The organism is Bradyrhizobium sp. WU425 (genome assembly GCF_021052305.1).
In the GTDB taxonomy this organism is placed as follows: Bacteria; Pseudomonadota; Alphaproteobacteria; order Rhizobiales; family Xanthobacteraceae; genus Bradyrhizobium; species Bradyrhizobium canariense_D.
The window spans coordinates 5930844-5953782 of record NZ_CP088089.1; the positions used below are offsets into that span (position 1 = coordinate 5930844).

The following is a 22939-nucleotide window of genomic DNA, read 5'->3' on the forward strand; positions in this document are numbered from 1 at the left end:
TATTCATCCGGAATTGAACTCTATCGGGAGTTGCTGCATTTGTAAGCGTACGCGAGCGCTTTGCGCGAGCGTTTCCTTGGCGGCAATCCGGCTCCGGCCCGATTGCTTTGCTCGGGCGTTTCCTCCCTAGACTTGGGCCGCTTGTCACAACAAGCGGCTCTTCTTTTTTGCACAATGCGCTAGCGGCGCATCGGCATGATCTGATCCATGGCCGGCATGTTCGCGTTCAGATGCGCCATGATCCAGACGGTGCCACCGACCACCAGGAACACCACCAGCAGCCCGAAGGCGAGCGCCAGCACGTTGTTGGTATTATCGGGGCCGGTGGTGATGTGCAGGAAGAACACGAGATGCACGCCCATTTGCGCGATCGCCAGCACGATCAGCGCGACGGGAATCGAAGGCTGCCAGACCAGATCCGTGCCCGCGATGAAGAACGACGTCGCCGTCAGCAGCAACGCGAGAACAAGACCGACCACGTAGCCGAGGATGCGCGTCCCGACACTGTGTTGCTCCTCATCGCCCGGCGCAAGATCATGGCCGGCCGGCATATGCGTCTGATCGCTCATACGCCACTCCCAAGCAAATAGACGACGGAGAAAACTCCGACCCAGACAATGTCGAGCGCGTGCCAGAACAGCGCAAAGCACATCATCCGGCGCAGCACGTCGGCACGAAAACCCTTTGCGAAGACCTGGGCCATCATGGTGAGCAGCCACAATATGCCGGCGGAGACGTGGAGGCCATGGCAGCCGACGAGGGAGAAGAACGAGGTCAGGAAAGCGCTGCGCGATGGGCCATAGCCGCGGGCAACGAGATCAGCGAATTCGCGAAACTCAATGACCAGAAAGATGAGGCCGAGCAAACACGTCACGGCCATCCCGAGATAGAACCACAGCCGGTTGCGCACATCGGCCGCGATGCTCGCCATGCCACACGTGAAGCTTGACAGCAGCAGGCAGACCGTCTCGATCGCGACGTTTCGCGGCTCGAATATCTCCGAACCCTTCGGGCCGCCGGCGGTCTGGTCGGCCAGCACCGCGTAGGCCGCAAAGAAGCAGGAGAACATCACGATGTCGGAGAGCAGGAAGATCCAGAAGCCATAGGCGGTCACGATGCGCTTCGGCGCCGGCCCGGGATGCTCGATAACGAGGCCGATGTGATGGGGATCGGCGTGCGCTCGGCCGGCGGTCGCGGTCATTGACATCAGACTGTCCCCGCCATGCTGACGAGGCTGCGCCGCTCCTCGAGGTTGACGCGGTCTATCGCCGCGACCTCCTCGGCCGGAATGACGTATTCGTCATGGTCGCGCCAGGCGAACACGACGAATGTCGCGAACGCTCCGATACCGCCCAAAATCACCATCCACCAGATGTGCCAGATCAGCGCAAAGCCCATGACGGTGGCGAAGAACGCGCAGACGAACCCGGTCGGCGAGTTCCTGGGCATCTCGATGTCATGATACTCGGGCGCATCATGATCGAGCGATTGCTGCTTGGCATGAGCCTTCATGTCCCAATAGGCATCCTCGCCGCGCACATCGGGATTGAAAGCGAAGTTGAAAACGGGTGGCGGCGACGACGTCGCCCATTCCAGCGAGCGGCCGTCCCAGGGATCGCCAGTGCGGTCGCGCAGGGCCTCGCGGTTGCGGATGCTGACCACGAGCTGCACGATCTGGCAGATCACGCCGATCGTCAGCACGGCCATGCCGACCGCTGCAACCAGCATCCATGGCCGCCACGCCGCGACGTCATAGTGCTGCATGCGCCGCGTCATGCCCAGCATGCCGGCGACGTAGAGCGGGATGAAGGTGACGTAGAAGCCGAGGAAAGTGAACCAGAATGCGAGCTTGCCCCAGCGGTCGTTGAGGCGAAAGCCGAACGCCTTCGGGAACCAGTACTCGAAGCCGGCGAAGGCGCCGAACAGCACGCCGCCGATGATGACGTTGTGGAAGTGCGCGACCAGAAACATGCTGTTGTGGAGAATGAAATCGGCCGGCGGCACCGCGACCAGCACGCCCGTCAATCCGCCGATGATGAAGGTGACCATGAAGCCTATCGACCACAGCATCGGCGTCTCGAAGCGGATGCGTCCGCCATACATCGTGAACAGCCAGTTGTAGATCTTCACTCCCGTCGGTATCGCGATGATCATGCTGGCAATGCCGAAGATAGCGTTGACGTCGGGACCCGCTCCCATCGTGAAGAAGTGATGCAGCCAGACCATGAAGGAGATGACGCAGATCGCCATGGTCGCCAGCACCATCGAGCGATAGCCAAACAGCGCCTTGCCGGAGAAGGTCGAGACCACCTCGGAGAAGATGCCGAAGGCCGGCAGAACTAGGATGTAGACCTCGGGATGCCCCCAGGCCCAGATCAGGTTCATGAACATCATGACATTGCCGCCGGCCTCATTGGTAAAGAAGTGGAAGCCGAGATAGCGGTCGAGCAGCAGCATCGCGAGGGTGGCGGTCAAAATCGGGAAAGCCGCGACGATCAGGAGGTTCGAGGCCAGTGTGGTCCAGCAGAACATCGGCATGCGCAGATAGTTCATGCCTTTGGTGCGCAGCTTCAGCACCGTCGTCACGAGATTGATGCCGGCCACCAACGTGCCGACGCCGGAGATCTGCAGCGACCATGCGTAATAATCGACGCCGACGCCCGGCGAGTAGGACAGTTCCGACAGCGGCGGAAAGGCGAGCCAGCCGGTGCGGGCGAACTCGCCGATCACAAGCGAGAGATTGACCAGCAGCGCACCGGTCGCGGTCAGCCAGAAGCCGACCGAATTGAGCGTCGGGAAAGCGACATCTCGTACGCCAAGCTGGAGCGGCACGATGAGATTCATCAGTCCGATCACGAACGGCATCGCCACGAAAAAGATCATGATGGTGCCGTGCGCGGAGAATATCTGGTTGTAGTGCTCCGGCGGCAGATAGCCTTGCGACTGGTAGGCGACCGCCTGCTGAATCCGCATCATGATGGCGTCGCTGCCGCCGCGCAGCAGCATCACCGAGGCCAGCAGGATGTACATCACGCCGATCCGCTTGTGGTCGACGCTGGTGATCCACTCGTGCCAGAGATAGGGCAGATGCCCCTTCACCACGACCCAGGCCAGCACGCCGAGAATCCCGACCAACACCACGGCGCCTGCGATCAGCGGTATCGGCTGATCGAACGGAATGGCCGACCAATCGAGCTTACCGAGCATCATGGCCTCCACTGTGCGACCGGCCTGCTTCGGATGCGAGCTCCGGCCCCGGTCCCGGCGGAATGTGCTGGGTCGCGATCAGGTCGAACAGTCGGGGATCGTCGAGCCTGTAGCTTGGCCTGCCCTTTTCGACGCCCTGCTGCATCAGCTTCTTGTAGCTGTCCTCATTGAGGACAGCATCGCTCTTCGCCGTGGTCGCGACCCAGTCCGGAAAGGCGAGCGGCGAGACCACGTTGACGTCGAACATCATGTCCGGAAATCCGTCGCCGGAAAAATGCGCCGACAGTCCCTGCAGCTTGCCTTCGTTGTCGGCGCGTAGGTTCAGCTTCGTCACCATGCCGTTCATGGTGTAGATCATGCTGCCGAGCTGCGGGATGAAGAAGGTGTTCATCACGCTCGAGGACGTCAGCTGGAAATTCAGCTCGGCGCCTGCCGGCACCGTCAGCGTATTGACGGTGGCGATGCGCTGGTCCGGATAGATGAAGAGCCATTTCCAATCGAGCGAGACGGCCTGGATGCGAACCGGGCTGCCGGTGCCGGGCACGGGTGCCGCGGGATCGAGCTGGTGCGAGCCGATCCAGGCGACGCCGCCGAGCAGGATCACGGTGAGCGCGGGGATCGCCCACACCACCATCTCCACCCGCCCGGAATAGACGAAGTCGGGCTGAAACTTTGCTTTGGGATTCGAGGCGCGAAACCAGAACGCAAAGGCCAAAATCGCGAAAATGGTCGGCACCACGATCGCGAGCATGATGAAGACGGAATCGACCAGGATGGTGCTGTTGGCCGCAGCCACAGGCCCTTGTGGATCGAGCAGATTCATCGGCAAGCCACTGGCGTTTGGGAAGCCCCGGGACAGAGCCTAGCGCGGGAAAGGCTCCGCAACAAACGCGATTGCGTGAGGTCGGTTCCTAACGGCGCGGGTCGATCGTTCGCCCTTCTCGTGCGGCGGCATGCAATTCCATGCGATGTCAATGACATGAAAGCGGGAGCCGGCCCTTCTCGCCGCTCCGCGCGATTGCTAGACTGCACGAAAATATTTGGGATGAAACGACATGCAGGGGCCCGAGGACGATCCCGGTCTCGCCGGCAAGGTGGCGCTGGTCAGCGGCGGGGGTGCTGCGGGCGACGGCATAGGCAACGGCCGCGCCGCCGCACTTCTACTGGCTCGCGCCGGCGCCAAAGTGCTGGTGGCCGATCGCGATCTCAAGCTCGCCGAACGCACCGTGGAGATGATCGCAGCCGAAGGCGGCACGGCCGCGGCGCATGGCGGTGACGTCACCAGGGAGAGCGATTGCAAGACACTGGTCGAAGCCGCGCTCGACCGCTGGGGCCGGCTCGATTTCCTCGACAACAATGTCGGCATCGGGAGCCGCGGCAGCGTGGTCGACGAAGCGCCCGAGCAATATCGCCGCGTCATGCAGGTCAATGTCGAGAGCATGTTCCTGCTCTTCAAGCACGCGATCCCTGCGATGATCCGGACCGCGCAGGGCGGTGCGATCGTCAACATCTCCTCGATCTCGGCGCTGCGGCCACGCGGGCTCACGAGCTATACGACCTCGAAGGCCGCCATCATCGGTCTCACCCGCGCGATGGCGGTCGATCACGGCCGCGAGAACATCCGCGTCAACTGCATCTGTCCCGGGCCGATGTACACGCCGATGGTCTATGCCCGCGGCATGAGTGAGCAGGCTCGCGTCCAGCGGGAAAAGGCATCCGTGCTGAAAACGGAAGGCACCGGCTGGGACGTCGGCCATGCCGTCAAATTCCTGCTCAGCAATTTTGCGCGCTACATCACCGGCCAGGTGCTGGTGGTCGACGGCGGCGTGACGCTACAAGCCCCCGAACGTGAATCACAAGAACACTGAAAGGAACATCAGGGATGGCTCGCCTGCCCTATCTCGAGGCCGACCAGGTCGCGCCCGAATATCGCGACATGCTCAAGCGCAACACCAATCTGCACAAGCTGCTGATCAATTCGCCGGATATGGCGCGCGCCTTCAACGGCATCGGCGGCTACATCCGCTTCAAGAGCAAACTCGACCCGCGCCTGCGGGAGCTTGCGATCCTCCAGGTCGGCTGGATGGAGAAGTCGGAATACGAGTTCACTCATCACGTGAAGATCGGCAGGGAGTTCGGCGTCACCGACGATGACATCGCCGGCCTGATGGCGGAGACCGACGGTAGGCCCTCGACGCTCGAGCCACAGGCCAAGGCGATCCTGAAAGGTGCCCGCGAGATGGTGCGCGAACTCGCGATCTCGGATGTGACCTTTGCCGAGATCAAGCAGCATCTCTCGGACGAACATATGGTCGACCTCGTGCTGACCATCGCCTTCTATTGCGGCGTGGTGCGCGTGCTCGCCACCATGAAGATCGACAACGAGCCATATTACAAAGAGGTACTCCAGCAGTACCCGATTCCGGGAGTGAACTAACATGCGCTTGAAGGACAAGGTTGCGGTCGTTGTGGGCGCCGGGCAGAGCCCGGGCGAAGGCATGGGCAACGGCCGCGCCACGGCGCTGACCTTCGCGCGCGAGGGCGCCAAGGTGTTGTGCGTCGATCATCATCTGGAATCAGCGCAGGAAACCGCCGCCATGATCGCCGCGCAGCATGGCACGGCAGCGGCGTTCAGGGCCGACGTCACAAAGTCTGCCGACATCAAGGCAATGGTCGCGGAGGCACAGGCGCGCTGGGGCCGGATCGACGTGCTGCACAACAATGTGGGCGTCAGCCTGTCCGGCGGCGACGCCGAGCTGCTGCAAATCACCGAGGAGGCGTTCGACCGCGTCGTCGCGATCAATCTGAAGAGCTGCATTCTGGCGGCGAAAGAGGTGATCCCGATCATGCGCGCGCAAGGAAGCGGCGTGATCATCAACATCTCCTCGATGGCGGCGATCACCACCTACCCTTACGTCGCCTACAAGGCGACGAAATCGGCGATGATCGCCTTCACCGAACAGCTCGCCTACCAGAATGCGGAATACGGCATCCGCGCCAACGTCATCCTGCCGGGCCTGATGAACACGCCGATGGCCGTCGACACCCGGGCCCGCGAATGGCACAAGACCCGCGCCGAAGTCGAAGCCGAGCGCGACAGCAAGGTGCCGCTGCGCAAGAAGATGGGCACGGGGTGGGACGTCGCGAATGCCGCGCTGTTCCTGGCCTCGGACGAGGCGAATTTCATCACCGGTGTGACGTTGCCGGTGGATGGCGGAGCGAGTGTGAGACGGGGGTAGACATCCTAAGCACGCTGCTCTTCCTTCTCCCCTTGCGGGAGAAGGTGGCGCGAGGCGCCGGATGAGGGGTTTCTCTCCGCACACGCAGAGGAGTTCGCCGATAGAACCTCACTCGTCCCGCCGCTGCGCGGCGAGCCACCCTCTCCCGCAAGGGGCGAGGGTACACCTTCATCGCGGCACGCTTGTCACCCGCCAGATCGTCCCGTTGCCGTCCTCCGACACCAGCAGCGCCCCGTCCTTTGCCACGGCCACACCGACCGGCCGCCCCCACACCTCGGTATCGCTCACCACAAACCCCGTGACGAAATCCTCGTACTCGCCGGTCGGCTTGCCGTCCTTCATCCGGATGCGGATCACCTTGTAGCCGGTGCGCTTCGACCGGTTCCAGGAGCCGTGCTCGGCCACGAAAGCATCGCCCTGATACTCTGACGGAAACTGCGTCCCCTGATAGAAGGCCATGCCGAGCGAGGCCGAGTGCGGCTGCACCAGCACATCGGGCACCGTCACCTTGCCCTTGAGGTCCGGCCGCGCTCCGGCGTGACGCGGGTCTTCGTTGCCGCCGATATAGAACCACGGCCAGCCGTAGAACGCGCCTTCCTTCACGCTGGTGACGTAGTCAGGCACGAGATCGTCGCCGAGCCCGTCGCGTTCGTTGGTCGAGCACCAGGGCAGCCCGGTCTGCGGCTGGATCGCAAGTCCGACGCAGTTGCGGATGCCGCTGGCGTAGATCTTCCGCTCCTTGCCCTCGGGGGTGAAGGCGAGCACGGTGGCGCGTTCGGTCTCGCTGGCCCAGGCCGCACCGAGCGGTTGCGCTTTCGACCAGGCTTCCACGCCACCCGGCGGCGTGCCCATGCCCTCGGCGACGTTGCTGAGCGAGCCGACCGACACCAGCATGCGCTTGTTGTCGGGCGTAAAGACGATGTCGCGGGTGGAATGACCGCCGTCGTGGGGCAGGCTTGCCACGATCGTCTCCGCCTTGCCGCGCGCCTTGAGATCGCCGGCCTGGTAGGGAAAGCGGACGACGCTGTCGGTGTTGGCCACATAGACCCACTGCGGATTGTCGCCGTTTGGGAAGAAGGCGATGCCGAACGGCTGCCGCAGTCCGGCAGCGAACACCTCGTTGGTCGCGGCCTTGCCGCCTTCGCCGGCGCGCAACACGCGGACGTTGCCCGCGCGCGTCTCGGCGACGTAGACATCGCCGTTCGGCGCCACGCGCACGATGCGCGGGGCGCGCAGGCCCTCGGCGAACAGCTCGATCTTGAAGCCGGCCGGTACCTGAAGCGCCCCCTCCGGTGGGCGCGGCACCACGCGCGACGAACTCGCAACCGACCGCGTGGCGCCGGGCCTGACCAGATCCTGCGGCCGGATCAACCTGACCGTGCCGGGCTTGTCGGCCTGCCAATCGCCGTAGGCGTCCTTGCCTTGCAGCACCGCCTCAGCCTGTGCGCAGGTCGCGACCGCGGCCAGCCATCCCGCGGACATCGCCGCGAATGAAATCCTGTTCTTCAAATCGTTTCCTCCCGGCCTTCACGTATTGCGCATCAACGCCGATCGACGCGCAAACGTTCTGCGACAGGTCAAATGCCTGCCGAATCCCACGTCAGCTCATGCCCGCACGATGTGCATCAGCCGCAGCCCATCGTACTGGAAAATGCGGCTGATCGGTGCGACACATTGTAAGGGCGGCACCGCCGGTAGCGGTCATGAAGCTGCGGCATTGGAGTCGCATCCGTTGGGGTGATCATGTGGGGATCCATCATATCGGAATGGGCGAGCCTGCTGCTCCGCTGGCTGCACGTGGTCGCCGCGATTGCCTGGATCGGCAGTTCCTTCTATTTCATCGCCCTCGACCTCAGCCTCAGGCCTGACAGCAAGCTGCCGGAGGGCGTCCAGGGCGAGGCCTGGCAGGTCCATGGCGGCGGCTTCTACCGGATCACGAAATATCTGGTCGCGCCCGCGCAGATGCCGGACGAGCTGACCTGGTTCAAATGGGAGGCCTACACCACCTGGCTGTCCGGCTTCGCGCTGATGGTGGTGGTGTATTATCTCGAGGCCGATTTGTTCCTGGTCGACAAGTCGATCCTCGACCTCACGCCATTCGAGGCCGGCCTGTTCAGCCTCTCGAGCCTCGCGCTGGCATGGCTGCTCTATGAAGGCGCCTGCCGTACCGGGCTCGCGCAGCGCGAGCTGCCCTTCGCCATCGGCGGCTATCTGTTTCTGGTCGCATTGACCTATGCTTTCACCCACGTGCTGAGCGGGCGCGGCGCCTTCAACCAGATCGGGGCGATCATCGGCACCATCATGGTCGCCAACGTTTTCACCCTGATCATCCCGAACCAGAAGAAGATTGCGGCCGCCCTGATCGCAGGACAGGCGCCCGATCCGAAGCTCGGCAAGACCAGCAAGGAGCGCTCGGTCCACAACAACTATCTGACGCTGCCTGTCGTCGTGCTGATGATCAGCAACCACTATCCCCTGCTCTATGCCACCCGCTTCAACTGGATCATCGTCGCAATCATCCTGGCGCTCGGCCCCGTGATCCGCCATTTCTTCAACGAGCGGCACGCCGGGCGCAAATCGCCGTGGTGGGTGTGGGGCGTCGCAGCGGTCGGCGTGATCGCGATCCTGTTCCTCTCGGCGGCCGGCCCGCGCGAGGTCAAGACAAGCGCGCTGTCGGCGCAGCCGACGCTTGCCAATGTCGAGGAGATCGTGATGTCCCGCTGCAGCATGTGCCACGCCGCCGAACCGGTCTGGGCCGGCATCGTCACCGCGCCGAAGGGCATATTGCTGGACGCGCCCGAGCACATCCATCGCAACATCCGCCTGATCGGCCGCGTCGCCGCCTGGTCAAACGCGATGCCGCCGGGCAACATCACGGAAATGACCAGCGAGGAGCGCGCCATCCTCGCCGCCTATATCGAGCAGGCGCGCTGACGCCATCAAGTGTCAGATATCGCGCTTCACGGAATGAAATTTCCGCATGTCCCACCGATTTGAAAATGACTTGACCGCCTATCCGGCGTAGACAGGATTTGCGGCCGCCGACGGCGGTCCAGTCAGTTTGCACTCGGGGAAAGAACAGTGGCCCTCAAGAACGTCATCGGTATCGACCACGCCGTGGTCATGGTGCAGGACCTCGACAAAGCCGCCGAAAACTACCGGCAGCTCGGCTTCACCATCTCGCCGCGCGGCACCCACAGCACACATATGGGCACCGGCAACTACACGATCATGTTCGACCCGGATTATATGGAGCTGCTCGGCGTGCTCGCGGCGACCGAGCACAACGCGCCGGCGCGTGCCTTCCTCGACCAGCGCGGCGAAGGCATCGAGCGCATCGCCTTCACAGCGGTCGATTCCACCGCCGGCGCGGAGGAAATCCGCGCGCGTGGCCTGGAGCCGATCGGCCCGACCGATTTCGAACGGCCCGTGACGCTGCCTGATGGCACGATCTCGGCGGCGAAATTCCGCACCTTCATGTGGCCGACCGCAGAAGCGCCCGGCGGCGTGCGCATTTTTGCCTGCCAGCACAAGACGCCAGAGACGGTGTGGATTCCCGAGCTGATGAAGCACGCCAATGCGGCCAAGCGGATCAAGCAGACATTGATCGCGACGCCCGAGCCCGCGAAGGAAGCCGCGGATCTGGGACAGCTGATCGACCGCGAGCCGAAGGCTGAAGCCGACGGCGCAGTGACCGTGCCCTCCGGTGGCGATCGTGCCGAATTCGTTTACTTGACGCTGGAGCAGCTCGGCAAACGTTATCCCGGCGTGCCGCTCGCGGGTCTTTCCGAACGCGGTGGCGCTGCCCTGGTGCTTGTCAGCGGCGATCTCGCTGCCACCGACAAGGCGCTTGGTTCGGCAGCCGTGCGCAGCGGACCTGCGATCTGCGTGCCGCCGGCCAAGGCGAACGGCACCCTGCTCGCCTTTGTTGCCGGCTGATTTGAACTAATTCTTCAACGAGCGTCTACAGGGCGGCCCCAGGCTTCGGGGCTACCCGCGCCTTCAGGGCCGAGCGCATGTTCAAAGAGATATCGCCGGTCGCCTATGACGCGCCGGCCGAACTGAAGAAGTGACCGTCGCTGAAGGGCCAGAGGCAAAAGGATCGAGGTCCGCCCTATCCCGTCTACAACGGCACGCTCGCCGACTGCGTCCGCGAGCTCATGGGCAAGCCATCAAGGGCATCTCGCTCTACGATATCATGACGAGGGCAAGCAGCGTTCGACCAGACCGTGCTGTCGCCCGGTGATGCCGCCGAAATCGCGATGCGCAAGGACTTTCCCAAAGACTAGTTCGAGGCGCGCCTACCGCCGGACTTCCGCCGCTGCTCGGACGAGGAGTCCGTCGGCGCATCCAGAAAGACCACCGGTGTGCCGCGCTTGACGTGCTCGCCCAGCGCGCGCACGTCCCAATTGGTCAACCTGACGCAGCCATGCGACGCGGACTTGCTGACCCTGTCGGGCTCCGACGTTCCGTGGATGCCGTACCCCTGTGCGGACAAGCCGATCCAGTATGCTCCCACCGGATTGTTCGGGCCCGGCTGAACATCGAACGGCTGTTTCGATTTGACGCTTCTGAACTTGTAGTCAGGGTTGTAGTGATAAACCGGATTCTCGTGGGTGCTGGTGACCTTGAGCGTACCGCTCGGCGTCGGACGATCCGGACTTCCGATTGACGCGGGATAGAACGCGATCAGGGTGGCGCCCTGGTCGAATGCTTTCAGCGTCCCGTTCCTTTTGTCGACGTCGAGCCGCGCGATGTTCGGAAGCTCTCGCCGCGCCGGAACGTTTGCAACGACGATGGTCGCTCCCACCTTGTCGAAGGCCTTGTCCGGGTTGAGCGCCTTGAGCAGATCGGCGCTCATGTGGGATTTCTCGGCAAGCCCTTCGAGCGGGCTGGTGTAGCTCAGCGCCTTCAGCGGCTTCATGTCATCAAGCTTGCCGGGCAGCTCCTTCAGAAACGGGCCCTTCACATCCGCGTCCGTGATCTTGTATTCGACGAGGACGGCGCCTTCGCTCGCGGCGTTCAACTTGTCCCAAAGCTCGGGCGCGATCGTTTATCCGATGCAACGCCGTTCTGCTCGGCGAATGCTTTCAGTGCCTTCTGCGCGCTCTCTCCGAGCTTGCCGTCGATCTCCCCGGGCGAGAACCGCGCACGGTCGAGCAGAATCTGAAGCTTCACGATCGCGGCGTTGAGCTTGTCGCTAGCAGGTTGCTTTGCGGGACGCGCAGCATCGTTTACCGCTGCCGCATCGAGATTGCCCGCAAGCGCCGAAGAGATCGCCGCCAGCGAAATCACCGCGCCAAGCATCCACCGCATCATCTCGCTCGTCCCCATTCGCCAACGCCCCCGCAAATTCGCGGAGCAAAGAGTTTCCGGCGGGAACACCGTAGTAACACCGTGGGAACCGACGAGACCGCAGCTTTGCCGCAATCGCTCGGTTAATAACTCCTTATCGCCGGCGCATCGCTGGCCGTTCACCCACAGTTCGAGGTTGCTCCAGCAATGCGATTTGTCGTCGCGGCGTGCGCCGCGTTCATGATTCTGATGTGCGACTTCGATCCGTCGGCGTCCCGCCAACCATCAGCTTTCGATCACGCCGTTCTTCAAAACACTCAGGCCTCGTCACTTGTTCCGGTGGTCGAGCTGTTCCTTGCAAGCGTGCAGGCCCTCGAGCTCGCCAATGCGCGTGCGGCCTATGAGGAGACCCCCGAGCCGCCGGATACGGTCGAACCCGTCGCGCAGGCGCCGGTTTCGCCGACGGAACGCTTCTGCCACGCGCTTCGCGGAGCTGCCGAAGCCAGCGGCATTCCCGTGCCGTTCTTCGCGCGTTTGATCTGGCAGGAGAGCCGCTTCAAGTCCAACGAGGTCAGCCAGGCCGGCGCGCAGGGCGTCGCGCAGTTCATGCCGGAAACGGCAGCGGAGGTCGGGCTAGATGATCCGTTCGATGCGATGAAGGCGCTGCCGGCATCGGCCAAGTTCCTGCGCAAGCTGCGCGACGATTTCGGAAATCTCGGCCTTGCCGCAGCCGCCTACAACGCAGGTCCCGGCCGAATCCAGAAATGGCTCGCCAAAGAGAGCGAGCTGCCGCGTGAGACACGCGACTATGTCCGCATCATCACCGGCACCAGGGCCGAGGACTGGACCGAACGCGCGGAAGCCCTCGCGATCCGGATCGACCTGCCGCGCGAAGCACCCTGCGAGGGCATCGGCAGCCTGTCCAAGACGAAGGACGTCGCCTGGGTTCCGGTGAACCTGACGCCCTCGGTCGCCACCATCATTCGCAAGGCCGAGCAACTGGCGGCGCGATTGACCGCCAGCCACGCACGCAAGCGGCTCGCGTCTCTGATCCGGAAGAACACCCACGGCAAGGCACGCAGCATGATCGCCGCGCGTGCGGCGGGAAAGAGCGCGAAGGCCCGCGCCATCCGTTTTGCAGCGCGCGAACGATCTTCGGGCTGATGCGCAAATCCGGAAGCCGCTCGATGGAGCGGCTTCCAGTGGCCGCGAACTAGTCGATCTCCTCGATGATGCGGCGTTCGCGGGGCTCGACGACATAGGTCCGCGTATCGCGGTGGATGTAGCGGTACTCGCGCAGGTCGGGCGCGTCCCGATAGACGGTGCTCGGGAATTCCTCGACCTCGACACTCTCGGGAACGCGGTCACCAACATGGATCTCGGACCGCGCGGTGCTGCCGGTGGTCTGTCGTTCGCTCCGTCCCTCGGTGCGGGTCTTCGCATGCTTGCGGATCACTTCGCGATCGCGATCCGAAAACTTGCTGGCGCTGCGCTCACGCGTGGTCGTCGTTGTCGCGGTGGATTGTCCCGAGTACGGCAGCACGGTTACGATCTTGTATGTCGCCGGATCGACCACGACGATTTCATCCTTCACCAGCGCAAAGCTGTAGCCGCGATATTGCGGCACGATCTCGACCACATCGGGTGGCAGCGTCGATAGCTGGACATCGCGCGGCACCACCGTGCCGACGTTGAGCGAGAAATTGACGCTGGTCAGCGGCCGCACGTTGAGATGCGAGATGGACGCGCTGATCTTGGTCTCCTGCTGCTTGTTGAGGTTGACGTCAGTGCGGGCGGCGGCCTGTGAATTGGCACCGGTCCGCTGGTCTTGCGCCTGATTGCTGCTCGGCGTGTTTGGCGATTGCTGGGCCTGGTTGGTACCAGATGAACCAGGCGCCTGCTGCGCCTGATTGGTATTGTTCGACGGAGGGTTGGAGCGATCCTGCGTCTGGTTCGAGTTCGCCGCCGGCGGATTGGCGCTCTGCTGCGAGGCGGGCTGGTTACCGGCCGCGTTGGAGTTTGCCGTACCACTGGGCGGCCGCGAGGACGTGTCCGCGCTGTTGGTGGCGTTGGTCCCGGAGCCGGAATTGGCCGATCCGGAAGACGGAGTGGTCGCCTGGGTATTCTGTGTCGACGCTCCGGGCGTTGATGATTGCTGCGGCTGCGATCGCGACTGCTGTGTTTGTGCCGCGCCAGACGGCGACGTGTTGGACGGAGCTGCGGAATTGGACTGGGGTTGCGGCGTTTGCTCAGACTTGGTGTTGCTGCTTGGCGATTGCGCAAAGGCGGCGTTCGCCAGCACCAGCCCTAAGGCGGTCGTTGCCAACAGGCGGATCATGGTTCACTCCCTTGTTCGGTCAAAGCGTTAGCTATTAACCTGCGCTAAAAGCGTCTGTTCCACTTTTTCCCGGCCGAATGCGCCGCCTGAACGGAACCTGCGATGCCATCGAAAAGCGCCGGGATCATTGCCTATCGCAAACGTGGGGAGCTCGAGGTTCTGCTCGTTCATCCCGGAGGACCGTTCTGGCGCAACAAGGACCTCGGGGCATGGTCGATTCCGAAGGGCGAGTACGCAGACGAAGACGCAGAAACCGCCGCGCGACGGGAGTTTGCCGAGGAGCTTGGGCTTGAGCTGTCCACGCCGCTGACTTCGCTTGGCCAGGTCAGGCAGCGCGGCGGCAAGATCGTCACCGCGTTCGCGGCCGAGTTCGACGTCGATTTGCGCAGCATTCGCAGCAACACATTCGAGATGGAATGGCCGCCACGCAGCGGCAAACGTCAGACCTTCCCGGAGGTCGATCGTGCCGAATGGTTCACGCTCGCAGCAGCGCACGAGAAGATCAACGCAGGACAGCGCCCGCTGCTCGAGCGGCTGGCTCAGGTGGCCGGCAGCACGCCAAGCAGACGCCCTACTCCGCCTTGATGTTCGCCGCCGCCACCACTTCGGCGAGTTCCTTGATCTCCTTCGCGATCTTGGCGGCGTAGTCGGCCGAACTCAGCACGCTGACGACGCCCTGCGTCTCCAGCCGCTCCCGTAACAGCGGATCGTTGGCTGCGGCGACGATCTCCCGGTGCAGCATCTCGAGCGTCGGCGCGGGGGTTGCCTTCGGCATGAAGAAGCCGACCCAGAACGAGATGTCGAAGCCGGGATAGCCGGCTTCCGCGACGGTCGGCACATCAGGCAACGCCGGCAGCCGCTCGGCGGAGGACACCGCGAGCGCGCGCAGCTTGCCGGCCTTCACCAGCGGCACGGCGGATAAGGGATCGAACACTGCCAGGACCTCCTGCGCGAGGATACCGACCTCGGACGCAGCACCACCGCGATAGGGCACGTGGATCATCTTGACGCCGGCCCTCTCGCTGAGCAGCTCCATGGCGAGATGGGCAAGGTTGCCGTTGCCGCCCGAGCCGTAGGCAAGCGCGCCGGGCGCAGCCTTTGCCGCGGCGACGAGATCGGCGACGGTGTTGATGTTGGCCGTCCTGGGATTCTCCGGATTGACCACCAGCACGAGCGGCGCCGACACGACGGTGGTGAGCGGCGCGAAGTCCTTTTCCGGGTCGTAGCGGATATCCTTGAACAGCGTCTTGTTGAGCGTGATGGTGGAGGAGTTGCAGGCCAGCATCGTGTAGCCGTCGCCTTCCGCACGCGCGACCCCTTCGGCCGCGATCATGCCGTTGGCGCCGGCGCGGTTCTCGACCACGAAAGCTTGTCCGAGCTTGTTGCTCAGCCGATCGGCGACGATGCGCGCGACGACGTCGACCGGGCCGCCCGCGCTGAAGCCGACCATGATCTTGACCGGCCGCACCGGATATTTTTGCGCGAAGGCCTCCGTCGTCACGCACAATCCGGCGACGATCGCCAGCAGGCGAAGCGTTCGTTGCATTCGTTCTCTCCCCAGACGAATCGCGCCACTTCTGCGGGCCGCGGCGCTTTCGCGGATCATGATGAGCGGCCGCGGCGGATTTCGCAATCGCGTTTGCGGGCCGGCATTCCGTCGCGCGGCAGGTCGGAGCCGGTTCGAAACAAAAAACGCAAAAACAACCCCATGCACAGTAGCCGACGCTTGCGAGATCAAGAACTTGGACGAACGAGGATTTGCACGAACGAGGATTGCGCGCTTCGCAATCTTCGTTTGACACGTCGGGCAAAACACCGGCAGAATGGCATCATCGCAACAATCGTCAGCGTCCACGCCGCCCGACCATGGGGCGTCGCGCGGCGATTGCGCGTAAGCCCTTCATCAACATCCCGAAAATCCCACAGGCGCGCAAGCCGAGCGATCGATGTCGCGCGCAGTGAGCCCGCGCGGGCAAAGGACACAGCACATGACGACATCTGCCAAACGCCACAGCACGCTGCCGGTTGCGGCAAACGATCGCAGCGGCCCCGACGTGAGCCCGCGGATCAAGCTCTACAAGCGGGGGATTGCGATCCGCCATGCCGACCCCCAAGCCGGCGAACGGCTGCTGGCGGAGGCGCTCGGCGCCGCCGATCGCGACGCGCTGCATGGTCTCCTCAAGCAATTGGTGAAGGCCAGCGTGACCGGACGGAAGCCCGATGAAGCCAATCTCGCCTTCATGATCTCGCTGGTGAAGAGCATCGCGCCGAAGGACTCGATCGAGGCCATGCTCGCAGTGCAGATGGTGTCCGTTCACGCCGCAACGATGCGTTCTGCCTGCCGCCTCGCCCTCACCGACGACATTCCGCAGCAGGAGAGCCTCACACGCGCGCTGACCCGGCTGGCCCGCACCTTCGCAAGCCAGATCGAGGCACTCAGCCGCCACCGCAACAACGGCGAGCGCGCGATCACGGTCCGGAACTTGTCGGTGCAGGACGGCGGCAGGGCGATCGTGGGCAACGTGACCCAGCACGCCAGCATGATCGTCGCGGAGCCGCACGCTGCGGCAGCCGCAGGACTGGTCCCGCCGCGTGAGGCCGGCGAATACGAACGGGCCGAATCCAGACAGGGCAGCAATGCATGAGCGGCGATCACATCCGCAACACCGGCGCGATGTGGACGAGCCCGCGCTGCGGCGCCGGGACGCGCAGCGGCCTCGCCTGCCGCGCGCCTGCAGTGCACGGCAAGTCTCGCTGCCGCATGCACGGCGGCGCACGGAGATCAGGCGCGCCGAAGGGAAATCAGAATGCGCGGACGCATGGCGAATTCACGGGTGATGCGGCCGCTGAACGAGCGCAGGATCGGGCCGTGCTGAATGATGCGTTGAAGCTCCTTGCGGAGCTGTCGCGAGTTGCCGAATAGGCCATAAAGGCGACGCACCGTAGATCGCAATCGTCGTTGACGAACGCGGTTGTGGAGATCCGCAACAGATGCCGTGCAGACTCATGCACCGTGGGTCATTTCCTTAAGTCTGTGAGGGCTTTGGTCGGCTACGCCGTCATGAGCGGACAAGCTCGGCGCCAGCCCAGAGGTCGGCTAAGGGCAGGCTAGGCCAAAGAAGCAGCTGCACTGACCTTTAGTTGAAGCGTTGTCGTATTTGAACCTTCGCTCGAATTTCCGGACTCACCTCAGTGGGGATGGGAATGAACTGTCCCATCACAGCATCGAGCGATCGTCAGCGGCAGTTGCAACGGATTTAGTTTCCGGGTTGCCAGCCTAAGCCGAACCAAGCCAGCGGATCGGCCGGCGAATATCGCGGAGGCAAACAGATGTTTCCAGCGAAACTTGCGGCATCGTTGCTGGGTTCAGCGTTGCTACTGACGCCGGTCCTTGCACGCGACGATGGCCGATACGACCACTCTGCGCTGAAGTCTTGGTTTGAAAGCTTGCAGAGCGAATTTGGAAAGTGCTGTACTGATGCCGACGGATACATAGTGTCCGATGCCGATTGGGAGTCCAGTCGGGGCCGTTACCGCGTCCTCATCGACGGCGAATGGGTGCTCGTACCTGACGGTGCGGTTGTCACAGAACCAAACCGCTTCGGCCGTACAATGGTCTGGAGGCATTACATAGACGGCCATCCGCGCGTCCGATGCTTCATGCCCGGATTCATGACTTGACCTCACTTTCAAGGTGCTCCGCTTCGGGTCATTCGCACCGATTTGCCCGCGTATTCTCGATGTCCGCTATGGCCCTAGCTGCCGGCGTGCCGGATACTTCGCCTTCAGGCCCACAAGCAGACCAACGACGATAGCGGCGGCGGGGTTAAAGCTCGAAACAGGCCCTAAGGCCGTCAAAAAGCCAGGAGCCGCATGAAAGGCCGTGCACGCTCATCCGAGTTTCCGACGACGCTTTTTTTGCTAGGCCACTAAGCCGCACGACGTCGGGAACTTGCGGTTGGTCGCTTTGATCCAAATCAACGGATTCCTGCCTCCGAGACCTAGCGTCAGACCCAGACCAGATCGTCGGAGAAAGAAGATGCTGAAGCACTTGCTGGCCATTCTTCTTTTGCTGGCTTTCCCCTCGGCAGTCCATTCCCCAGCCGCGGCAGATGACCGAACTGCGGGACAAGTAATCCAAGAGGAAATTTGGGCGCTGCCGTTTCCACTGCCGGTGCTTGCCTTCCTGGTACGGCCGGTCGGAGATGGTCCGTTTCCGCTAGTGGTTATGAACCATGGAATTTCGCTGGAAGCCAACCAGCGGACGATGTTTCCGGCGATCGAGTATCGGGACGCGGCACGTTGGTTTGCACGTCGCGGTTATGTGGTCATCTCGCCCGTCAGGTACGGGGCCAGCAGTCTCGATGATAAAGATCAGGGTCTCTACGGAGCCGTCTTTGCCCACGTCGGTAGCTGCGACAACCCAAACTTCCGTGGTCCCGGGCTCGCCATCGCCACTCTGAACGAGTGGGTCATCGACTACATGAGCAAGAAGAAGATGATCCAGCCGGGTAAGGTCATCGTCGTTGGCCAGTCGGGCGGCGGATGGGGCTCGATTGCTCTTGGGAGCCTAAACCCGTCATCAGTTCAGGCCATCATTACCTTTGCAGCGGGACGCGGAGGCCGAGTTGACGGCAAACCCAACAACAATTGTGCTCCCGACAAGCTCGTTGCCGCCACCAGCGAATTCGGCCGCACCGCACGCGTACCGATGCTTTGGATCTACGCGGAAAACGACAGCTACTTCGGTCCGGAATTGACGATGAGGATGCATCAGGCCTTTGTCGAAGCGGGCGGAAATGCCGATTATCGTATGCTCCCGTCCTTTGGGACCGACGGGCACTTCATGATCGATTTCGCCGACGCGGTGCCGATCTGGTCGCCCTTGGTATCGCAATTTCTGGAGAAGCATTCAGCGACCGCTCCGCCGCTTGGGCAGCCAGTCAACGGCCCTTCTGCCCAGCGGGAGCCTCCGTCGAAGCCGCCACGATTGCGGCTGCCTGAGAACATCCATTTCTCAACCTGGAAAAAGCTTTGTTTCGCCTCATCCGATCGAACCAACATATGCCGATCGACGTCAACCGCCACGGACGATCTCGATCAGATCGTGGCCCGTGTCGATCTGATCGAACGAGCTGACGGTCCCGCTCGCCTGCAGCTGTTCGTTCCGCAAGGGGCAAATCTGCAGCAGGGAGTCAAGGTGACGGTAGATCAAGGCAGTCCTGTCCAGGTTCCTTTCACCTGGTGTCTCACCAACATCTGCATCGCAGCACGTGGAATTGAACCAACGGTGGCGGCTCAAATGGAAGCCGGCCAACAGCTCAAACTCGAACTCACAGACCTTTACTCCTCTTCGGTGACGATAAAGTTGCCGCTGAGCCAGTTCGGGGCTGTTCACCAAGACCCGCCTGCCGAAACTTTCGATTTCAGCCTGACTGAAGAATGAATGAAGTTGGACCGCCTGACGGGGCTGACCGAAAGGAAGCTCGACTGTGAGTACATCGGACGTTTCTCTACGGAGCACGAGACATTCAAAGATTCCTGCTCTTAAAGGATTGAAGAAATTCTCCGGATCGATGATCAAGCAGTCGATACGGCGGCGGATTGTTGCGATCTCCGTCGGATTGATCATCCTCATGCTGGCGACGTCGGTCCTATCGATAGTGATGGTCAGGCGGGTCGGCCATCTGCTTGATGAACTCTCTGCACGGTACGCGCCGATCAACGGGCATCTAACGCGGATCAATACTCTGTCTCTGGAACGAGGTCTCGCAGTCCGCCGCATGGTGATCGCGAAGATGCAGGAGCCGCCCGATGTGCTCGGATATAGAGCCCGCTTGGAGCTCTACAACGAGAAGGGAGCCGAGGTCGAAAGCGAAGCGCAAGCCGCGCGGACACTGATCAATTCGATCATTGAGGACGCAAGTACACCCTCGGACAATGCAGCCCTGGCGCGCATCGAAAACCGGATTGAAAATCTGAGCGATACTCGCCGCCAACTGAAGCAAGAAACCGGAGAGTTACTTTCACACCTTGAGGCCAGAGACTTTGCAGCGGTCAGACGCAGCCTTGCGCGAGCAGACGCTGTTCGCGACGAGCTGGATGAGAAAATCAACGCTATTCGGTTGAGTATGTTGACCGTCAGCGATGGGGCCATCGCAAAAATAAGGTCGGAACAAACCCGGGTAGCCCTGACCTCGGCCATCGTGACGCTGCTTGCCTCAATCGTCGGATTGATCTTCGCCAATCTGGTCAGCGGCGGCATCATTCGCTCTGTCCGACTATTGCTTGAAGGTGCCCGCGCGGTGGAAGCGGGTCAGCTCGATCAATCAATCGATGTAAGGGCGACTGACGAAATCGGACAACTGGCTGCCGCCTTCAATCGAATGGTTGTGCAATTGCGCAACAACCAACGCATCAAGGAAACATTCGGAAAATACATCGATCCGCGCGTCGTTGAAGGGCTGATCGATCACCCAAATTTGACGGCCGCCGAAGGCCAGCGCCGGGTGATGACTGTGTTGTTCTGCGACTTGAAGGGCTTCACCAGCCTTAGCGAAGGCATGACCCCGCAAGGTCTCGTCAAGGTCATGAACCACTACCTTTCGGTCATGTCCGAACCAATCCGGAACAACCGAGGGATCATCGACAAGTATATCGGCGACGGCATCATGGCTTATTGGGGCCCACCTTTCGTCGACGAGGCCGATCATGCCCGCCTTGCATGCCCCGCCTCCCTGGAAATGATCGAACGTATCGGAAAATTGCGCGAGGAGATTCCTGAGCTACTTGGCGTTCGCGCAACTCCAATGAAGCAATGCGATCTAAGGATCGGGATCGCGACCGGCGAGGCGCTGGTCGGCAGCATCGGCTCCGACGTGATGATGAGCTACACCGTCATGGGCGATGTGGTGAACCTCGCCTCGCGGCTGGAAGGCGCGAACAAGGTGTACGGCATCCGCAATCTCGTTTCCGAAAGAACTATTGCTGCCGTGGGCACTTCACTTGAGGCGCGGGAGATCGATCGCATTGTGGTGGCGGGTCAAACTCGTTTCGAGGCCGTTTTTGAAATCCTCGGAAGCCGAGCTGATGTCACGCCACAACAACTGGTCTTGCGGGACAAGTATCTGGAAGGGCTCTCGAACTATCGCAACCGGCGATGGGATGATGCGCTTGCTGCGTTCAATGCGTCGCTTGAAGCGATGCCCGACGACGGGCCTGCAAGGGCCCTAATCGAGCGCATCGGAAGCTTCAAAGCAGAACCGCCTCCGAACGACTGGGACGGGTCGTGGCACATCGAAAAATGAGCGCCGGGCTGATACGGCGGACGTCTCCAATGGGTCACAAGCGGTCCTCCACCGGCTGCGCGCGGCAGGTCAGCTACGGGACAGGACCCGACATGACGGCGGGCCCGTGAGGGGCTCCTCGTCCTCGCGGCAGTCAACATGGGTCGGGTAAAAGCTCCCGCTATTGTGGTGACATTTCCAGATTTTCGAGCGGAGCCGTGAGGCGGCAAGTGAGTCCGGTCGATTCATAGGACACCGCAACCGACCCTCTGAAGTCGTATGCCAGCGCCCCCGAAATGAGTTGCGAGCCGAAGCCTTTATCGGCGGGCTCCGACACAGATGGACCGCCGGATTCCTGCCAGACGAAGACAAATTTTTGATCACCCGCCTGACCTTCGGTTGCCCACACGATGGACACCCGGCCGCTTGTCACGCTCAGAGCGCCATACTTCACTGCATTGGTGGCGAGCTCGTGAACCGCTAAGGAAAGGGCGAGAGCCTGCCGCGATCCGAGAACAAGCGGAGGACCGGACGTCGTGATCCGGCCTTCGCCTGTTCTGTAAGGGCTCAGGGCGGTGTTGACGACATCTCGAAGTGGGGCGGCAGCCCAATTCGCCGCAGTCAGCAAGGCGTGTGCTCGTCCGAACGCGGCAAGTCGTGCCTTATACTTTTCAAGATCGGCGCGGCTCGATACGTCACGAAATGTTTGGCTGGCAACAGCACCAAGCACAGCAAAGGTGTTCTTGAACCGGTGCTTTAGCTCTTCGTTGATAAGCTTCAGGGCTTCCCTTGCCATGTGCTCGGAGGTGACGTCTTTACAGACAACGAGTACGCCGCCGACTTTATCTTCAAGGTCAATTGGACCGAAGCTGTACGTCCACCAGACATCCTCGCGCCGACCGTGGCGGGTTACAGGCACCAATTGATCCTCATGCCACGTCGCCCCCTTACCTGCCATGACGTATTCAATCTGGGGACCAATGATGTCCCATATTTCATCCCAGCATTCACGGCCGCCCGCGCCCAAGGCGCTCGGATGCCGCTCGGGACCCATCGTTTCGCGATACGCATCGTTATAGAACTGGATGAGGTCTGGTCCCCACCAAATGAACATCGGGTGGCGTGAGGTAAGAACGAGCCGCACCGTGACCCGAAGACTTTGCGGCCACGCTTCCGGCGAGCCGAGCGATGTTTTTGACCAGTCAAACGCTCTTGTGAGAGCGCCCATCTCGCCGCCCCCCGACAAGAAAAGGCTACCTGTGTCCCCGCCCATGCGCGCAACTCCTGACACGTTGCCCAAGCGTAAAGCCAAAATTCTCGGCAATGCAATGTCGATGGTTGGTCAAAGCGGTCCACGCCGGGCGCTGCGATAGATCAGTTTCGGGCCAGATGGGGGTGCCACTACACCGGGCGCGCCGGCGACATCGACCAGACCCTGGCGATGTCCGTTCCGGGTCAGTTTGCCCGCGTGTTCTCGATGTCGGCTGGCCCCCGCTCCGGTGTACCGCAGGCGATGGCGACCTTCGCCTTCAGGCCACAAGCGAACTTCAATCTGTTTGTCGTTTGATGACCTC

Annotated in this window: 20 protein-coding genes and 1 pseudogene; 12 read left to right on the plus strand and 9 right to left on the minus strand. The window is 62.2% G+C overall.

Annotated features, from left to right (window positions below; translation table 11 throughout):
* Positions 1–179 precede the first annotated feature (179 nt).
* Genes cyoD through BcanWU425_RS28675 form a run of 4 tightly spaced genes read right to left on the minus strand, consistent with a single transcriptional unit; the run spans position 180 to position 4030 of the window.
* A complete protein-coding gene (gene cyoD / locus BcanWU425_RS28660; protein WP_018457172.1) occupies positions 180–569 on the minus strand; it encodes a cytochrome o ubiquinol oxidase subunit IV in 390 nt (129 codons plus the stop codon).
* Complete coding sequence (locus BcanWU425_RS28665) at positions 566–1207, minus strand: cytochrome (ubi)quinol oxidase subunit III (RefSeq protein ID WP_018457173.1); 642 nt, start codon at positions 1205–1207, stop codon at positions 566–568. The genes cyoD and BcanWU425_RS28665 overlap by 4 nt, the downstream gene beginning before the upstream one ends.
* A complete protein-coding gene (cyoB, locus tag BcanWU425_RS28670) occupies positions 1207–3207 on the minus strand; it encodes a cytochrome o ubiquinol oxidase subunit I (protein ID WP_085362444.1) in 2001 nt (666 codons plus the stop codon). The genes BcanWU425_RS28665 and cyoB overlap by 1 nt, the downstream gene beginning before the upstream one ends.
* A complete protein-coding gene (locus tag BcanWU425_RS28675) occupies positions 3197–4030 on the minus strand; it encodes a ubiquinol oxidase polypeptide II (protein WP_018457175.1) in 834 nt (277 codons plus the stop codon). Before BcanWU425_RS28675 ends, cyoB begins: the two co-directional genes overlap by 11 nt.
* A 232-nt stretch (positions 4031–4262) precedes the next feature.
* Here BcanWU425_RS28675 and BcanWU425_RS28680 point away from each other — a divergent pair, with 232 nt between their 5' ends.
* Genes BcanWU425_RS28680 through BcanWU425_RS28690 form a run of 3 tightly spaced genes read left to right on the plus strand, consistent with a single transcriptional unit; the run spans position 4263 to position 6446 of the window.
* Entirely contained in the window at positions 4263–5075 is an 813-nt protein-coding gene (locus BcanWU425_RS28680) for an SDR family NAD(P)-dependent oxidoreductase (protein WP_204510544.1), read from the plus strand.
* Between the two features lie 14 nt (positions 5076–5089).
* Positions 5090–5644 (plus strand): carboxymuconolactone decarboxylase family protein, encoded by a 555-nt coding sequence (locus BcanWU425_RS28685; RefSeq protein ID WP_204510543.1) that lies wholly within the window; start codon positions 5090–5092, stop codon positions 5642–5644.
* Position 5645: 1 nt separating this feature from the next.
* A complete protein-coding gene (locus BcanWU425_RS28690; protein WP_085352069.1) occupies positions 5646–6446 on the plus strand; it encodes an SDR family NAD(P)-dependent oxidoreductase in 801 nt (266 codons plus the stop codon).
* Between the two features lie 168 nt (positions 6447–6614).
* Here BcanWU425_RS28690 and BcanWU425_RS28695 read toward each other — a convergent pair whose 3' ends face one another.
* On the minus strand, positions 6615–7955 hold the full coding sequence (locus tag BcanWU425_RS28695; RefSeq protein WP_204510542.1) for a PQQ-dependent sugar dehydrogenase: 1341 nt from the start codon (positions 7953–7955) through the stop codon (positions 6615–6617).
* Between the two features lie 234 nt (positions 7956–8189).
* On the opposite strand from BcanWU425_RS28695, the gene BcanWU425_RS28700 reads away from it, so the two are divergent.
* Positions 8190–9380, plus strand: a complete 1191-nt coding sequence (locus BcanWU425_RS28700; protein WP_204510541.1) for a urate hydroxylase PuuD — start codon at positions 8190–8192, stop codon at positions 9378–9380.
* A gap of 147 nt (positions 9381–9527) precedes the next feature.
* Entirely contained in the window at positions 9528–10385 is an 858-nt protein-coding gene (locus tag BcanWU425_RS28705) for a VOC family protein (protein ID WP_231188748.1), read from the plus strand.
* 346 nt (positions 10386–10731) lie between these two features.
* Here BcanWU425_RS28705 and BcanWU425_RS28710 read toward each other — a convergent pair.
* Positions 10732–11765: pseudogene (locus BcanWU425_RS28710) on the minus strand (L,D-transpeptidase family protein).
* Positions 11766–11948: 183 nt separating this feature from the next.
* On the opposite strand from BcanWU425_RS28710, the gene BcanWU425_RS28715 reads away from it, so the two are divergent.
* Positions 11949–12905 carry a lytic transglycosylase domain-containing protein gene (locus tag BcanWU425_RS28715; protein ID WP_018457183.1) on the plus strand — a complete coding sequence of 319 codons (957 nt, stop codon included), beginning with the start codon at positions 11949–11951 and terminating at the stop codon, positions 12903–12905.
* Between the two features lie 49 nt (positions 12906–12954).
* Here the strand turns inward: BcanWU425_RS28715 and BcanWU425_RS28720 are convergent, their stop codons facing one another.
* A complete protein-coding gene (locus BcanWU425_RS28720; RefSeq protein WP_204510539.1) occupies positions 12955–14079 on the minus strand; it encodes a DUF1236 domain-containing protein in 1125 nt (374 codons plus the stop codon).
* Positions 14080–14181: 102 nt separating this feature from the next.
* Here BcanWU425_RS28720 and BcanWU425_RS28725 point away from each other — a divergent pair, with 102 nt between their 5' ends.
* Positions 14182–14664, plus strand: coding sequence for an NUDIX domain-containing protein (locus BcanWU425_RS28725; protein ID WP_085352065.1), 483 nt, complete (start codon positions 14182–14184; stop codon positions 14662–14664).
* On the opposite strand, the gene BcanWU425_RS28730 is transcribed toward BcanWU425_RS28725, so the two are convergent.
* Positions 14651–15625, minus strand: coding sequence for a Bug family tripartite tricarboxylate transporter substrate binding protein (locus BcanWU425_RS28730; RefSeq protein ID WP_204510538.1), 975 nt, complete (start codon positions 15623–15625; stop codon positions 14651–14653). The genes BcanWU425_RS28725 and BcanWU425_RS28730 overlap by 14 nt on opposite strands.
* Positions 15626–16067: 442 nt before the next feature.
* On the opposite strand from BcanWU425_RS28730, the gene BcanWU425_RS28735 reads away from it, so the two are divergent.
* The 5 genes from BcanWU425_RS28735 (at position 16068) to BcanWU425_RS28760 (ending at position 21386) form a co-directional block, all read left to right on the plus strand.
* A complete protein-coding gene (locus BcanWU425_RS28735; RefSeq protein WP_204510537.1) occupies positions 16068–16724 on the plus strand; it encodes a hypothetical protein in 657 nt (218 codons plus the stop codon).
* The gene (locus tag BcanWU425_RS28740) at positions 16721–17002 is read left to right on the plus strand and encodes an HGGxSTG domain-containing protein (protein WP_204510536.1); all 282 of its coding nucleotides are present in this window, start codon (positions 16721–16723) and stop codon (positions 17000–17002) included. The genes BcanWU425_RS28735 and BcanWU425_RS28740 overlap by 4 nt, the downstream gene beginning before the upstream one ends.
* Positions 17003–17409: 407 nt before the next feature.
* Positions 17410–17760 (plus strand): hypothetical protein, encoded by a 351-nt coding sequence (locus BcanWU425_RS28745; protein ID WP_231188750.1) that lies wholly within the window; start codon positions 17410–17412, stop codon positions 17758–17760.
* A gap of 358 nt (positions 17761–18118) precedes the next feature.
* Positions 18119–19525 (plus strand): invasion associated locus B family protein, encoded by a 1407-nt coding sequence (locus BcanWU425_RS37595; protein ID WP_204510535.1) that lies wholly within the window; start codon positions 18119–18121, stop codon positions 19523–19525.
* Positions 19526–19655: 130 nt separating this feature from the next.
* On the plus strand, positions 19656–21386 hold the full coding sequence (locus BcanWU425_RS28760) for an adenylate/guanylate cyclase domain-containing protein (protein WP_204510534.1): 1731 nt from the start codon (positions 19656–19658) through the stop codon (positions 21384–21386).
* A gap of 160 nt (positions 21387–21546) precedes the next feature.
* On the opposite strand, the gene BcanWU425_RS28765 is transcribed toward BcanWU425_RS28760, so the two are convergent.
* Positions 21547–22638: a sensor histidine kinase gene (locus BcanWU425_RS28765; RefSeq protein WP_204510533.1), complete on the minus strand. Its 1092-nt coding sequence runs from the start codon at positions 22636–22638 to the stop codon at positions 21547–21549.
* Positions 22639–22939: the final 301 nt, after the last annotated feature.